At 34.3% G+C, this 15,397-nt stretch carries 15 protein-coding genes and 1 pseudogene; 2 read left to right on the top strand and 14 right to left on the bottom strand.

What is annotated here, in order from left to right:
* Positions 1–85: 85 nt before the first annotated feature.
* The 3 genes from treC to BR77_RS10960 all read right to left on the bottom strand — a co-directional run bounded on the left by treC (position 86) and on the right by BR77_RS10960 (position 4,385).
* Positions 86–1,744 (bottom strand): alpha,alpha-phosphotrehalase, encoded by a 1,659-nt coding sequence (treC, locus tag BR77_RS10970; RefSeq protein ID WP_015077905.1) that lies wholly within the window; start codon positions 1,742–1,744, stop codon positions 86–88.
* A gap of 133 nt (positions 1,745–1,877) precedes the next feature.
* Positions 1,878–3,320 carry a PTS system trehalose-specific EIIBC component gene (gene treP, locus BR77_RS10965; protein WP_010052265.1) on the bottom strand — a complete coding sequence of 481 codons (1,443 nt, stop codon included), beginning with the start codon at positions 3,318–3,320 and terminating at the stop codon, positions 1,878–1,880.
* A 201-nt stretch (positions 3,321–3,521) separates the two neighbouring features.
* The gene (locus BR77_RS10960) at positions 3,522–4,385 is read right to left on the bottom strand and encodes a hypothetical protein (protein ID WP_015077906.1); all 864 of its coding nucleotides are present in this window, start codon (positions 4,383–4,385) and stop codon (positions 3,522–3,524) included.
* Positions 4,386–4,549: 164 nt separating this feature from the next.
* On the opposite strand from BR77_RS10960, the gene dhaS reads away from it, so the two are divergent.
* Positions 4,550–5,116: a dihydroxyacetone kinase transcriptional activator DhaS gene (dhaS, locus tag BR77_RS10955; RefSeq protein WP_035064990.1), complete on the top strand. Its 567-nt coding sequence runs from the start codon at positions 4,550–4,552 to the stop codon at positions 5,114–5,116.
* A 326-nt stretch (positions 5,117–5,442) separates the two neighbouring features.
* On the opposite strand, the gene dhaQ is transcribed toward dhaS, so the two are convergent.
* The 6 genes from dhaQ to dhaK all read right to left on the bottom strand — a co-directional run bounded on the left by dhaQ (position 5,443) and on the right by dhaK (position 10,609).
* Positions 5,443–6,432: a DhaKLM operon coactivator DhaQ gene (gene dhaQ / locus BR77_RS10950; RefSeq protein ID WP_035064987.1), complete on the bottom strand. Its 990-nt coding sequence runs from the start codon at positions 6,430–6,432 to the stop codon at positions 5,443–5,445.
* Positions 6,433–6,533: 101 nt separating this feature from the next.
* Positions 6,534–7,277 (bottom strand): TspO/MBR family protein, encoded by a 744-nt coding sequence (locus tag BR77_RS10945; RefSeq protein ID WP_035064984.1) that lies wholly within the window; start codon positions 7,275–7,277, stop codon positions 6,534–6,536.
* A 132-nt stretch (positions 7,278–7,409) separates the two neighbouring features.
* Positions 7,410–8,543, bottom strand: a complete 1,134-nt coding sequence (locus BR77_RS10940) for a glycerol dehydrogenase (protein WP_015077920.1) — start codon at positions 8,541–8,543, stop codon at positions 7,410–7,412.
* Between the two features lie 101 nt (positions 8,544–8,644).
* Positions 8,645–9,016, bottom strand: a complete 372-nt coding sequence (dhaM, locus tag BR77_RS10935; RefSeq protein WP_010052274.1) for a dihydroxyacetone kinase phosphoryl donor subunit DhaM — start codon at positions 9,014–9,016, stop codon at positions 8,645–8,647.
* Positions 9,009–9,593, bottom strand: coding sequence for a dihydroxyacetone kinase subunit DhaL (gene dhaL / locus BR77_RS10930; protein ID WP_010052275.1), 585 nt, complete (start codon positions 9,591–9,593; stop codon positions 9,009–9,011). Before dhaL ends, dhaM begins: the two co-directional genes overlap by 8 nt.
* Positions 9,594–9,619: 26 nt before the next feature.
* Positions 9,620–10,609: a dihydroxyacetone kinase subunit DhaK gene (dhaK, locus tag BR77_RS10925; RefSeq protein WP_015077922.1), complete on the bottom strand. Its 990-nt coding sequence runs from the start codon at positions 10,607–10,609 to the stop codon at positions 9,620–9,622.
* A gap of 244 nt (positions 10,610–10,853) precedes the next feature.
* Between dhaK and BR77_RS10920 the strand changes: the two genes are divergently transcribed.
* Positions 10,854–11,480, top strand: coding sequence for a helix-turn-helix domain-containing protein (locus BR77_RS10920; RefSeq protein ID WP_035064977.1), 627 nt, complete (start codon positions 10,854–10,856; stop codon positions 11,478–11,480).
* 290 nt (positions 11,481–11,770) lie between these two features.
* Here BR77_RS10920 and BR77_RS10910 read toward each other — a convergent pair.
* From BR77_RS10910 to BR77_RS10895, 5 genes and pseudogenes are all read right to left on the bottom strand, one after another.
* Positions 11,771–12,217 (bottom strand): annotated as a pseudogene (locus tag BR77_RS10910) (GNAT family N-acetyltransferase); the annotation flags it as partial.
* Positions 12,218–12,644: 427 nt separating this feature from the next.
* Complete coding sequence (locus tag BR77_RS10905; RefSeq protein WP_035064971.1) at positions 12,645–13,328, bottom strand: metal-binding protein ZinT; 684 nt, start codon at positions 13,326–13,328, stop codon at positions 12,645–12,647.
* Positions 13,329–13,724: 396 nt separating this feature from the next.
* Positions 13,725–14,513, bottom strand: a complete 789-nt coding sequence (locus BR77_RS10900) for a hypothetical protein (RefSeq protein ID WP_035064969.1) — start codon at positions 14,511–14,513, stop codon at positions 13,725–13,727.
* A 13-nt stretch (positions 14,514–14,526) separates the two neighbouring features.
* Positions 14,527–14,673 (bottom strand): hypothetical protein, encoded by a 147-nt coding sequence (locus BR77_RS19115; RefSeq protein WP_155520284.1) that lies wholly within the window; start codon positions 14,671–14,673, stop codon positions 14,527–14,529.
* 22 nt (positions 14,674–14,695) lie between these two features.
* Positions 14,696–15,127, bottom strand: a complete 432-nt coding sequence (locus tag BR77_RS10895; RefSeq protein ID WP_035064966.1) for a thioredoxin family protein — start codon at positions 15,125–15,127, stop codon at positions 14,696–14,698.
* Positions 15,128–15,397 lie beyond the last annotated feature (270 nt).

Here is a 15,397-nt window from a genome sequence, read left to right as displayed (position 1 = left end):
GTTTAGAGAGAATGTACTCGGTTCTAAACGAACAAAAAAAGAGTCAGATAACCTCTTACCTGACTCTTTTAGATCTCAATAAATTCTATGCATCCAAATAAAACGCAATTGTCTCATAAGGAGCTAAGGTTAAGCTACTAGTTAATTCACGCTCTTGGCCATTTCCAATCAAGTAGCGACTAGAACGGTTCAAGTATTCTTCTGGAACTTGAATCGTGACAGGCTCTGCATAAAAATGATTAAAAACAAGCACCGTTTCACCATCTAAATGACGAGCATACGCATAGACACTTGGGTGCTCTAATAAAAGCCCTTCATAGCTTCCATTTGCAATAATCGGCAATTCCTTCCGTAACTGAATCAACCGTTGATAATAGCTGAAAATTGAACCTTTCGCAACTTCTTTTGCCACATTAATCTCACGATAATTATCAACAACTTTCAACCAAGGCGTCCCTGTAGTAAAACCAGCGTGTTCCTCATCTGTCCACTGCATTGGAGTCCGGTTATTGTCTCGTGATTTTTCGCGAATAATTGCCATCGCCTCAGATTCAGATAAGCCTTTTTCCTGTAATTCTCGATAGGCATTATGTGTTTCAATATCCATAAAATCTTCAATCGCTTCATAATCAGGATTCGTCATGCCCAACTCTTCCCCTTGATAAATATAGGGCGTTCCTCGTAACAAATGAATCGTCTGAGCTAGCAACGTTGCACTTTCACTATGATAATTTACCGGATCAGCAAAACGGCTAATCGCTCGTGGTTGATCATGGTTATTCCAGAATAAAGCATTCCAACCATCACCTTCTGACATCCCAGTTTGCCAGTCATTTAAGATGTTTTTTAACGCTAAGAAATCAAACGGCATCAATGACCATTTTTCTCCATCGACATAATCAACTTTTAAGTGATGGAAACTAAAAGCCATTGAAAGCTCTTCACGAGTTGGGTTTGAATACAGCACACAATTTTCAATCGTTGTTGATGACATTTCACCGACTGTAACAGTATCCGCTACGCGTCCAAAAGTGGCTTGATTCATCTCTTTTAGATAATCATGTACAATTGGTTGATCCGTATACAATGGCTTCCCATTACCTGTCAGATCATCTACTAATTCTGTCGTTGATTTCCCAATCAAATTGATTACATCGAACCTAAAGCCTTTTACACCCTTGTTAAGCCAAAAATTAACGACTTGGTGGAGTTCTTCTCGAACTTTCGGGTTGTGCCAATTTAAATCCGCTTGCGTTGGATCAAATAAATGCATATAATACAAATCGGTTTGACCAAATTTGCTCCAAGAAGGCCCGCCAAATTTAGACTCCCAATTTGTTGGCAAATCGCCATTTTCCTGTGCTGGACGTAAATAGTAATAATCTTGATACTCTTTATCGCCTGCTAATGCTTTTTGGAACCATTCATGTTCTGTTGAACTATGATTTAAAACCATGTCTAACATGATTTCCATCCCTAATGCTTCAGCTTTATGCACCAATTCTTCAAAATCAGCCATCGTACCAAAAAGTGGATCAATCTCTTTGTAGTTGGAAATATCATAGCCATTGTCATTTTGTGGCGAAGTAAAAAACGGATTCAACCATAACATATCCACCCCTAAATCAGCTAAATATGCTAACTTTTCAATCACACCTCTCAAATCACCAATTCCATCACCATTCGAATCTTTAAAAGATTTCGGATAAACTTGATAGACTACTTTATCATGAAAATTACTCACTATTATCGCCACTTTCTAAAATTATTTAACACTATTATAAAAACAAAGTTACCAGTTCACCAAAGAGAACTTCTCCTAGTGAACTGGTATAAAGCACGTAAATTAACTTTTTACATTGCTTTTAACTATTTGATTAAACAGATTCATCAATCGGATCTAACTGATTAAAAATACCATATTTACGGAAGAGAACGGTTAGCCCAAAAGGTACGACGATCGTAATCAACATACAAACTAGGAATACGCCCCAGTAAGGTGGTTGAATGGATAAGATACCTGGTAAACCTCCGACACCAACTGTATTCGCAGTGACATTGAAAATGGTTGAAACCAAACCAGCAATCGCTGAACCAATCATGGCCGCGATAAAGGGATAAACATACTTTAAATTAATCCCAAACATCGCCGGTTCAGTTACACCTAGATAACAAGAAATCGCTGCAGGAATCGAGATTTGCTCCTCTTCTTTGTTGCCACGGTGTAGGAAAATAATCGCTAATACAGCTGAACCTTGCGCAATATTTGATAAAGCAATCATTGGCCATAGATTCGTACCACCAAAATCAGCAACTAATTGGAAATCAATCGCATTACTCATATGATGCAGCCCTGTAATAACTAGCGGGGCGTATAAGAAACCAAACAAAGCACCGAACAACCAGTTCACACTACTTGTTAAACCAGCATTTACGATCATTGAAACTTTATCACCGACCCACCAACCAATTGGACCTAAAATCATATTAGCAGCAATTACAGTCGGTATTAGTGAAAAGAATGGAACAAAAATCATTGAAATTGATTGTGGAATAAACTTACGAAGCCAAATTTCTAGATATGCTAACATAAATCCTGCTAGCATTGCTGGAATAACTTGGGCTTGGTAACCAATTTTATCAATTGTAAAGAAACCAAAATCCCAAAACGGAATTTCTGCTGCTTTTGTTGAAGCCACAGAATACGCATTTAATAATTGTGGAGAGACTAAAGTAATCCCTAAAACAATTCCTAATATTTGCGTTGTACCCATTTTCTTGGCAATGCTCCATGTAATTCCAACTGGTAAGAAGTGGAAGATTGCTTCACCAATTAACCATAAGAAATCATTGACACCACTCCAAAAAACAGAGACTTCAGTAATTGTTTGACCATTTAAAAAGCCCATTTCAACGCCTTCCAAAACATTACGGAAACCTAAAATCAAACCACCTACAATAATTGCGGGAATAATTGGGGTAAATATTTCAGCTAAAACAGCCATTGCTCTTTGAACTGGATTCATATTTTGCTTCGCAACAGATTTAACGGCATCTTTTGAAACACCTTCTGTTCCTGATAATTTTACAAATTCATTATAAAAAGTTGCCACATCATTGCCAATAATAACTTGGAATTGACCAGCCTGTGTAAATGTTCCCTTTACAGCTGGAATTTTTTCAATCTTTTCTTTATCTGCTGCTTTTGGATCAACTAACACGAAACGCATTCTGGTAGCACAATGAGTAACTGCAGAAATATTGTCTTTTCCTCCAATATCCTCTAGCAATAACTGTGCATCATTTTTGTAGTCTGCCATTTCTTTTCTCCTCCTCTTAATAAGCAAAGTCTTCAACTTGTATATACAAGATAACTTACAAATGAATTGTAAACCTTTTCTTTAACAAATGCAAGCGTTTTTCATTAGGTTTACTACTTTTTATTTTTTAGTTGATTTTATTCAAAATAAAAATTGGGGCTAGAAGTAGCTCTATCATCCACTTCTAGCCCCAATTTATTTTTAATCTGTCGCTCCATCATCAAAACTGGTTGCAATTCCAATCGTACTCAAAACATCAATTGAACTTTCAATCGTATATACACTGTCTTCCTCTTGCCAAACAATACTGGTTTGATTAGGTTTGTTGTCTGTCACATCGGCTTGAATTTTCCCGACACTATTAGGTGCTGGTAATAACTCCTTTTCCAATTTTTCAACAATTTTAGTAGCCATCTGACGACCTGGCTGAGTAGTATTAGCCAAACTTGAACGCACATCAAGATACCAATTGCCTTCATTCCAGCCGATAAACTGCGAACCTGCACCTGCATTTTCATAGCCTGTCAAACCGTGACCTAGATCAATTCCACCTGCGCCATTTTCATAACCAGCATCAGCTTTTTGATACCCCACTGCCACATTAGCTTCCGAAACAGACGGATAGCGTAAAGCAGAAATTGTTACAATTTGGCTAGCTTGATTCGGATCGTTCAACGCATTATTATTGATGGGAATAGGTTCTTTACTTTCAAAAAAAATCACATGATAACTTGTAGCGTCAGAAACCGTTGCTGCCGATACATGTAAATTAGGATTACTTAAAGGAATACTTGTAGGCAAACGAATAACCACTTGAGTTTCTAACTGATTTTTAACAGTATCCATTACTTGATCAATCGTTAATCCATTTTCTGGAGTTACTGATGAATCTTCTGCTTTTTCTGATGATTCAGAAGACTGATCTGACTTAGAAACACTATTCTCAGAAGAATTATTCGTTATTTCAGAAGTTTTGTTCTTCATCGAATCTGGTGAACCTTCCATACAGCCACCTAATAATAATAAGGATGCTAATAAAAAAATACCTTTAGATATAGGAATCATTTTCTTCACTCCTTTTCTATTTATTGTTATTTAAATGGTATAGGCAATCTTTTAGCAAGTCAATTAATACGCTTTCAAAAATCTATTCAAAACTCAATTTTTTAATTTAGTCCAAACCATGTATAATAGAAATAAGTGAAGTCAAAATAACGGAGGAAAATCCCATGCATGATTCATTAATTACAAAAAAGGTGATTGCTCATTCCTTAAAAGAGCTTATGCAGCTCACACCGTTTCAAAAAATTTCTATCCGGGATATCATGGGGCATGCCTATATTAGACGCCAAACTTTTTATTACCACTTTCAAGATAAATATGAATTGCTAGCTTGGATTTATAACCAAGAAGCCTCAGAAAATATTGAAGACTATTTAGATTATGAACACTGGAGTAAAGTTATTACTCGGCTTTTTTACTATTTAAAAGAAAATAAAACATTTTACCTCAATGCTTTAGAGGTAACGGAACAAAATTCCTTTGATCTTTATTTTTTCGAACATACCAAAAGTTTAATTTTAACGGTTGTTACCGATATGCAAAACAACGCACAAGTAGTTATTCCTGAAGAATCCATTCAGTTTTTTTGCACGTTTTATGCCCACGCCTTCGTAGGAATGACGAAAGAATGGCTTTTTTCTGACTGCAAAACACCTGTTGAATTATTATCCCAAAACATCCAATTGCTTTTAGAAGAATCTTTTTCAACCGTTATTGAACGCTTTAAATCTTGAGTTGAATGCCATTTATGCAAATAAAAAAAGCAAGCCTAGAGAGCCTGCTTTCCTCATGAATCATAAATGAATATCTAGCTAGCAATTGAGCTACGTAAACCAGAAGAGTAAAAAAAGACCACATCTCATGCTGTAGAGGCAAGATGTGGTTATAGTTAAAATATAAAACTAGAATCATTGAGCCTAGTAAATCTAAACCCAATACTAGAGGGGCATGTTCAAAGCATGTCTCTCTTTTCATATTCAGTATACTACAAAAAAACTATTTCTTCTAACACATCAGCCTGATTTCACATAAAATCATGCTGATCTACCTAAATTTCACCTCACCAAGCATACGTATCAACAGGTACTTTTAGCCACTCTAACCACTTCTCATCCTCTAAACGGAGAAACGTCAAGGATAGTCCAGACATATCGTTAGATGTTACAAAATCCCCAACCTTTTTAAACTCAACTTGAAGGCCTTCCAATTCTAATAAACGCCGGACATCATTACTAAAAACAAACAATTCCATTAAAGGTGTGCCGCCCAAACCATTGATCATCATGGCAAACTTTTCGCCTTTTTTCCAATGAAACTGACTTTTCAATTTATTCACCAATTCAATTGCTAAACGTTCTGATGAATGTAGAATTTCCGTTCGATAGCCTGGTTCGTCATGAATACCAATCCCAAAAGAGATTTCATTTTCAGCCAACTGAAATTGCGCTTGATCTTCCCCCGGAACAACCGATGGTGATAAAGCTAAGCCTAATGTGTTCATAGATCGAACAACTTTTGTCGCTAGTTCTGTTAATTGTTCTAAAGAATAGCCTTCCTCTGCAGCTGCAGCAACAATTTTTTGAACAAGTATCGTTCCAGCAACACCTCGACGACGCTTTTTAAAACTATTTTCTTCAATCGAACAGTCATCATTAACAATTACATAACTGACTTGATAGCCTTCTGCTTCAGCCAACTCTTTTGCTTTTAGAAAACTAGCTACATCTTTTTCAAAATTCTTAATCACTAAAAATACTCCGGCTCCTTGATCTGCAACCTTAATACCAGCTAAGATTTCCTCTGCCGTTGGCGGTACAAAAATAGGTCCACAAATACACGCAGCTAGCATACCCGTTCCTACAAATCCAGTATGAGCTGGCTCATGACCACTCCCACCACCACTGACTACAGCAACCTTATTTTCACTCTTAGTTTGGCGGTAAATGACTCCAGTTCCTTTAATACCAGCTAACTTATCACTATTGGTATATAACAAACCACTTAACATTTGGCTTACAATTTTATCTGGATGATTCATGATCTTTTTCATTTTATTCCTCAATTCTACTTAGCCCTTTCAACATTTAGGCTTTCAATAAGCGGCATTTTCTACTTCTTATCTTATCACAAATCAAAGGTTTTGAATGAATTTTATTTAATCTTACTTAGATTTTTTCCTCGTTTTAAAAAACTAATTCCAATTAACAAAATTAGGCCAATACCCGAAAATAATGCAATCAATGAAATAAGGCGGCTTGAATCGTAGTCCCTGAAAAAGATTCCTAGGTAAGCCCAGATAAAGACTAAATTAAAGATTCGATCTTGATAAATCCATAACATCAGCGCCCCTATAACTAGCCCTAAAAGAAGGAATAAACTAGCCGATACCGCTTGACTACTCATCGATATTTGCTGCTCTGCTACTAAATAATAACTAATATTTGCCAGCGTCGCTACCGTTACCCAACCTAAATAAATTGAAAAAGGCCAAACAATTCCTTTTTGTCCTCGCTCATATAAATACAGTAGCAGTAATGTTACAAACAATGCAGTAATCACAAAAACAGACGTTCCTACAAATTGATAATGCCAAAAAAAGATCCAACTACCATTTAATAAACAACTTAAAATAAATAAACTAGCTGAAATTTTTCTAATCGGTTCCTTATTCAGAGATAGATTTACCAGCCAAATAAAAACAGCAATGTAAATTACGCCCCAAATACTAAACACATACCCTGCTGGAGTAAATAATACATTATACAGATTTGAAATTTCACCTGTATTCATTCCGTTAAATGGCAAAATATTGGCTAGCGCATTAACGGCAACCATAGCAAAAAAAGAAAGATACATAATCACTTGTAAACTAAACTTCCGACTTTTATTTTCCACATTAATTCCCCTTTTCTATTCTTTATTTATCTTAGTATAACGTGAAAATAAAAAATAAGGGATTCATAACCCTTCTGTATAGAAAAATGAGGCTGGATAAAATTATCCAAGCCTCACAATTGATTCTGTCTCTTAAACTAAATTGGCTTTATAATTAGCACCAATTTTATCAGCTGCCAATAATGCAGAAGCCACAGCTTCAACTGTAATTGGGAACGGCATTGAATGAATCGATTCTTCTGGAATACACGCTTTTTCTGCAACTGCTAGCGCTTCTTCATAGGAAATAGATTCTACTCCGATATCAGCTAAACAAACAGGCAAACCAATTGATAATGAGAAATCTAAGACTTCGTATAACTCTTCAGTCGGCGCATTTTCTAAAACTAATTGAACAATTGCACTAAACGCTACTTTTTCACCATGGAAATAATGATGCGTGCCTTCTAGCGCTGTTAATCCATCATGAACCGCATGAATGGCAGCTAAACCAGCACTTTCAAATCCAAGTCCCGATAATAAAATATTCGTTTCAACAATATTTTCTAAAGCCGGAGTTACCAAATTATTATCACAAGCTATTTTCGCATTTAAGCCATTTTCTAACAACATTGTATAACATAATTTTGCCATCCCATAAGCAGCATTTGTGCCTTTAGCTGGTGGACATTCTCCTGAATTAGCTCCACAAGGTAAGCCAGCATTCACATTTGAAAATGAATTTGCAGTAGCTCGCGCTTCGAAATAAGTCGATAAGGCATCGCCCATTCCAGAAACTAAAAAGCGAGTTGGCGCTTGAGCAATAATCTTCGTATCAACTAAAACAACACTTGGACTTTGTTTAAAGTAGGCATAATCATCAAATTCACCCTCTGGCGTATATAACACGGCTGAATGACTTGTTGGAGCATCTGTTGCTGCAATTGTTGGCACTATAATTAATGCTTCACCTGCCGCTACACATTTAGCAGTATCAATTGCCTTACCTCCACCTAAACCAATCACGCAATCACAGTTATGTCCTTTAGCAAACTCTTGAAGACGAGCAACTTCTTCCCTAGAACATTCACCATTAAAATTACTAGAAATAAATTCAATCCCAAATTTTTCTGCTGTTTGATCCAACTGACTTTGAACACGACCGATATCATCCTTATGGGCAATTAATAAAGCTGACTTTCCAAATGTTTTCACAAAATAACCTAAATTCAGTAATTCGCCTTCACCTTGTACATACTTTGATGGTGCAATAAATGCTTTTCTCATTCCAATAACCTCCGTTTAATTTTAGTGTTTTTTTAGCAATCGTTTACATTACTATCTAAATTAGACAGCCTTACACAAGTTAAAACTGTCTAAAATTTCCCTTATTTGACCTTCATAGGTGCTAATTGCTCTTCAATAGCATCTAACTCTGCACCCGCTTGAATCAATGCTGCTGCAGTATAACTGCTTTCAATAAATGCAGTATCATATAAATGAACCTCTTTGTCTGTTAACTCCATCACCATTTCTAAATTCATCTTGGCACTACCTAAATCATAAAAAGCCAATAATGTCTCACCTGTATTTTCTTCAAAAGCTGCTTCAATTTTTGCAAAGCTTGTACCGACTTCATTATCATCCGTTCCGCCAGCAAACGTAATCGAAACATCTTTCGCTACTTCTTTCATTAGTGTCACAACGCCTTCCGCAATTGCCGGAACATGAGACACAACAACAACGCCTAATTTACTCATTACAAACACCTGCCTCCATCATTGTCTCAAATAAATAACCACTTGAAGCTGCACCTGGATCGATATGCCCAATAGAACGTTCACCTAAATACGAAGCTCGTCCCTTTGTAGCTTTCATATCCTTCGTTGCATTTACAGCAGATTCAATCACTTCCGTAGTTAGCTCGTTTGTTTTAATGGCTTCAATAACGGGAACCCACGTATCAATCATCGTTTTTTCCCCAGCAACAGCTTTACCACGTTTTTCAATACTATCTAAGCCAGCTTGTAAGATTTCACCTAAATCATCAGTCGCGCTAGCTTCCTTTGCCATCCCAATAAAAGCTGAACCATATAAAGGTCCTGAAGCTCCACCAACTTTGCTCACCAAAGTCATTCCTGTTAATTTAAAAATATCCACCACAGTTGTTGGCTTTTTAGCATCCAGTGCCTCTTTGACAGCTGTTGTGCCACGCGCCATATTCATACCATGGTCACCATCTCCAATTGCGCTATCCAATTCACTTAAATAGTCTTTATTTTCGTTAACCTTTTCCGTAAAAAGGTCCAACCATTTGATGATATTTTCAACATTCATTTAAATCTCTCCCTATCTATTTAGATTTACCAAGCAATTGTTTTTGTCTCGTAATTTAAGTGATCTAGCCATTCATTTTCCTCTAACTTAATTAAAGTTAAGGATAAACCTGCCATATCAATCGCAGTCATATAGTCGCCAACCTTTTTAAACTCAACAACCAGACCCTCTTCTTCTAAAAGCAAGCCAACATCATTTGTAAAGATGTATTGTTCCATCAAAGGCGTACTTCCTAAACCATTAACCAGTAACCCATAACGCTCACCAGATTTCCAATCAAAAGCTAATTTTAATTTTGATACAATTTCTTGCGCTAATTCTTTTGATGGAGCGATTTTTTCTTTACGATACCCTGGTTCTCCATGAATACCAACACCAAATTCGATTTCATTATCAGCCAAGACAAAACCAGGTTTTCCAACTTCCGGTGCCGTTGCGCCAGACAGTGCCACACCTAACGTTTTAATTGCAGGTACAATTTTTTCAGCTAGTTCTTTGATTTCAGTTAAAGTTGCTCCTTGATCCGCAGCTGCACCTAAAATCTTATGCACAAGAACCGTTCCAGCCACACCTCTTTTACCAGCTGTATAGGTACTATCTTCAACTGCAATATCATCATCCACTACAATAAAATCAACTTTAATGTCTTCCATTTCAGCTAATTCTTTCGCCATATCAAAATTCATCACATCGCCAGAATAATTTTTAATAATTAAAAAGACACCTGCACCCGAATCAACTTCCTGAATAGCTGCTAAAATTTGATCTGGAGTTGGAGAAGTAAACACCGGACCACAAACAGCCGCTGATAACATTCCCTGCCCAACAAAACCGGCATGAGCTGGTTCATGCCCACTTCCGCCACCACTTACTAACCCAACTTGCCCATTTACTTTATTTTTTTTCGTAATAACACCGCTTTCAGGAAGACGTTTAATACTATCTCCGTGAGCATATACAAGTCCTTGCAACATTTCTTCTACTACAGCTTCTGGCTGATTTATAATTTTTTTCATTTTCAATTCCACCCTTCAATTTACTTTTATCTCTAAAACAACTATACAACGAAACCGCTTTCTTTTAAACGGACAAAATTTAAAATCTGTCCGGGCTCACAAAAAAAATACATTTAGCTAACTCGTAGAAAATGGACAAATGAGTTATACTCTATATAAACGCAATACAACCAGTGGTTGAATTAGATTTATCCATATTCAACAAACAGTTCATTGATAAAACGCTATTCGAGGAGGTACACTAATGTTAGAAATAGGAAAAAAAATTAAAGAATTAAGATTATCAAAAAAGTTAACTCAAAAAGATTTAGCACAAATTTTGAATGTTACTCCACAAGCAATCTCAAAATGGGAGAGAAATGAAAGTAATCCTGATATACAAATGCTTGTCACTCTGAGTAAGTATTTCAATATTTCTGTTGATGATATTTTAGGGAACAAAAACGAGAATTTTTTTGGTTCTTTTATTTCTAAAATAAAGGGGAATAAGAAAATGGAAAAAGTAACGAAAAAAAACCAAAGTGAGGATTTTGAGAATACGGAGAGTGAAAAAAAAGTAATGATTTTTGATATTGTTTTTAGTTTAATTTCAGATGAAGGCCAAATCCAGACTCAATTTTTAACTAGTAAACTAGAATTACTTTTAAAAAAAAGTAATGAAAATATTACTGTTAAAACCTATAGCTCAGATAAAGTAGATCAGTATGGTGCACAAGCTGATGTTCTATTATTGGTGCCCACATTTGGATATGCTAAAGATGAATTAGAAAAAAAATTCCCTGGAACACCTATATTAGTTATTTCAAAAAAAGATTACGGGATGTTAAATGTTGAAGAGTTGTCCAATAAAATAATTGATTTATTGGGATAACTATAGAATCTTTCTAAATGAGACTGAGATAAAACTCGATTTTGCAACAAAAAGACCTGAATTGAACTAATTTTATACATGTTTCTTCTGCGTCCTTTGCCATAACCTGATTGTTTACCAACTCCTTGTGAGAATCAATAAGATTCTCATTCTGTACCACTGCCATCTTGTTTTCAATCGCCTTCATTTCTGATAGTTCATTCATATGCACATAAACAAACACCTCATCTGAATTCAGATGAGGTGTTTGTTACAAAATCAGATTAAATGCCGCTACGATTTTTTGAAAATCATGATTCTTGCAGCAATAACCATTCGTTACGTAATACTCCATATTTTATTGAGTCATAGTATTTTTTTTGATAATATCTAACTTTTCTAATTTGCGCCTCTTTCGTCATACCAATCTTTTCACCGACTTTCATCATCCCTTTATTCCCAGACCATGTCGTAAAACCAATTCTATGAATATGAGGTGTAATCTCAAATAAATGTGTAATCCATAATTTAGTTACTATAGAACCCATTCCCTTACTCCAAGTATTTTGGTCATACAGCAAAATACCAAATTCTAACCAATTTTTTAATTCTCCATCTTCCCAAAAAGCAGAAACTTGACCAACGACTTTATTTTCATAAACAATAACTGCTCGATAAGGATTATTTAAATAGTTTTCTTCAGCAACATTTTTAAATTCTTCAAACGTAAGAATTGGATTATTAAAGTAAGGTCCATTCCACTTTGTCCATTCTAAATCTCCATCTTATGCCATCTTCCATAAATCAAAAATGTCTTTTGTTTCTATACTCCTTAAACTTATGTTAGATATACTATCTTTTATAAACATTCATTTCACACTTTCTAATTGTTTTTGATGAAATTTTTTTAAATAACTATTTATAATATTGATTCTCAACATTCATTAATACTCTTCTGAATGACAGTAACATACTTATAAGTTTTGGACTACTGTTTTTTATTGTCATTCACTTATTTTAAACTTTTTCCAAAAAGTGCTTAAAAATAAGTTGAGTGTGAACTAAGACTTGTTGTAGTAACGAAAATAAAAGCTTCAGCAAGCAAGTTGCTCACTAAAGACTTTTACGTTCATTTACATTTGATTTTTGTTCTTTTAATTAACTTTACTTATCACTTTTTCATATTTAATGATATAGCATGTCATGAATAATATCTTTTTTCGACATACTTTCTGGAAAATAAGTTGGCCAGTTGGTCATTTCTGATAGTAATTCTTTATGGCTTTCATTTCCCATATAAATATGATAATGACCGCTTTTTTGAGGTTCAATAATATGATCGCTAAATTGAATAAATTTTGGAGCCTTACTATTATTTTCCACTGAACTAAACAAGTAACGAACTCCTTTTTTTCCAGATTCATAGGTTAAAATCTCATAACCGTCATAGTTATACTCTGCTGTTTCCCATTTATCATTCATATGAAAAGAAATAATGCTTTTATTGATATCAATAGAGTTAATATCGGTTTGATACCCTTCCCTATAATATTCTTTGTATTCTTCAAATGTTTTGTCCCCATCTTTAGCCTTTTTCTCAAAAACTTCATCAAGTGACCCGTCAACCAAATAGGGATAAATTGATTTCCAAGACCCTACCCAATCAGATAGCTCTCTATCTTTGACTTCACTATCCTCAAAAATACCTTGACTAGCTTTTGTCTGTTCATGACTATGTTCATGCTCGACAGACTCATTGCTTTGGTTTTGGCTAGAATCTACAGGTGACTCATTTGTTTTATTTGTACTACAGGCCGTAGTAAATAACACTAAAGAAAAAAATATGGTAGTTAAGATAAACTTATTCATAATACACTCCTTTTTTAAATCGTAATCATTACGTTTTAATATTCTCATAGTCAATTTAATTTGTCAATATTTAAATTAAAAAAATATAACTGGTGGACCAGCTATTTTAGTTATTACTCTGAACTTATGTCCCAAACTCTTCCTAAATGAAAAATATCATCTAACGCCAATTTGATTTTTCTACAAGTTTTGCAAAGGTCTAAACCTAAAAGTGTTCACTTTTCAGTTAACTTTTAAAGATATGCCTAAATAAAGTTAGTTCCGTTTTACCTAATCACTAAAACTTACTTACTTTCTAAAAACAGTATATAAAAAGCCATAATTTTTAAATCCCAAAGATTCAAAATTATGGCTTTTACTGAATTATATTTAATGACTAACTTTTTTCTATACTATTTATTTACCAGCACATGAAACTGCACATGTTGAGGCTTGACTCCCTTTCATAGCAGCAGCTGCGACAATACAACCTATACATCCCGCACCAGCTGTAAGGAAACATCCCAATGAACAAAGAGTAGTTACAGCACTAATAACCCAGCTTTCTACCCCTTTTGATTTCAAACAACTACCCATGCATGATCCCCAGCTAGCTACACTTCTTTTGTTTCGACTGTTTTCTTTTCCGGCATTAAGTTTTGTAGCTATACCATCAGAAAAAGACTCTCCAGAAATAATAGTCCCTTCTGTATCTACAACCATGCTTATTTTCTTTTCAGAATTAACGTAATATTGTACTCGTATGTCATCGTTCATTTGGCTTCCTAGTAAAGTCATTTTTTTTAAAACTTCACCTTTTTGATTATAGACGATAGATAGCGAGCTACTATCTTTTATATTTTCTCCAATTATTTTATGCTCTGAAACGTACACTGCCGGTTCAGTTGTTTTTTCATTTTGTGTTATCGCTATTAAACTACTTGCATTTTTTTCTATTTGTACAGAGTTTCCATCTTCATTCAACATTTTTTCAGTTTCAATAACCTTTTTTTCACTAACAACGGCATCTTCACTATCAACACTAATTTCCTCGTATTTATAATTCCTCATTGCATCCCCTATATTTCCTATATCCGTTGCCTCAACACTCTTATTGCTTAGAGTTGGAAAATACATTAGAGCAGAACTCACGATTAAAACACCTGCAAAAAAATTAATAACGACTTTTAATAAATTTTTATTCATCTTAAAACCTCCATTATTTTTTTTTATAAAACATACCTATGCAAACAAAAAACATAATCCCTAGTAAAACCATGGTTGATAATTTAAATGGAAACAATGCGTCAATAAATAATAGAACCAAAAATAATAACAATACTATCTGTTCTTTTTTCAACTTCATTTATGCTACCTCCTTTCAACTATTAGTTATATTTTAAAAATTCATTTTCCAGATCGATTGCACTCAATTTTGTTGGATTAATTTGTTTGACAACTGTCTTATCTTTTACAACTATAACTGCAGGAACCGTTTCAACATTTAATTCAGTTAATAACTCTGTCATTTGCAAATCTTTTCTATTTTTATCCGTGTCATAATAATTTACTTCAAGGTTTGTTTCTTTTACTACCTTATTCAATTTAGGAACAAAATCAATACAATATTCACATGTAGGTCTACCAATATAAACAATATGAGTCCCTTCTTGTTTTGTTAATGATTTTAAATCATTCGTATCTAACTTTTTTAAAGAACTTACATTGCAAAAATATAATAATTTATCTGAATATTTCACTGTCAAAACTGTTCCAAACGTGATTAAAGCAAGCACAAATATTACAATGTTTTTTTTCATTTTTTAACCACCTTTCTACATTTAATAATTAATATAATTTCATTACCAAAAACAATGTTATCAAACCTCTATTATTTTGTAAACAAAACAATAGAAATTCCTTATGAAACGATAATTAAATCCCTTTTTTTAGATTGTTTTTATACAATGTTGTATTTTTTTATAAAATAAACATTTACTTTGGTCACTGATTTTTAAATTCAAACCGTCTATTAAAATCAATTTATATAAATTAAAGCGTATCCGTAAATGTATTCCATTTTTGAACAA

Source organism: Carnobacterium maltaromaticum DSM 20342 (genome assembly GCF_000744945.1).
GTDB classification, from domain to species: domain Bacteria; phylum Bacillota; class Bacilli; order Lactobacillales; family Carnobacteriaceae; genus Carnobacterium; species Carnobacterium maltaromaticum.
The sequence above is the reverse complement of the archived record's forward strand: the minus strand, read 5'-3'. Positions and strand labels throughout refer to the sequence as shown.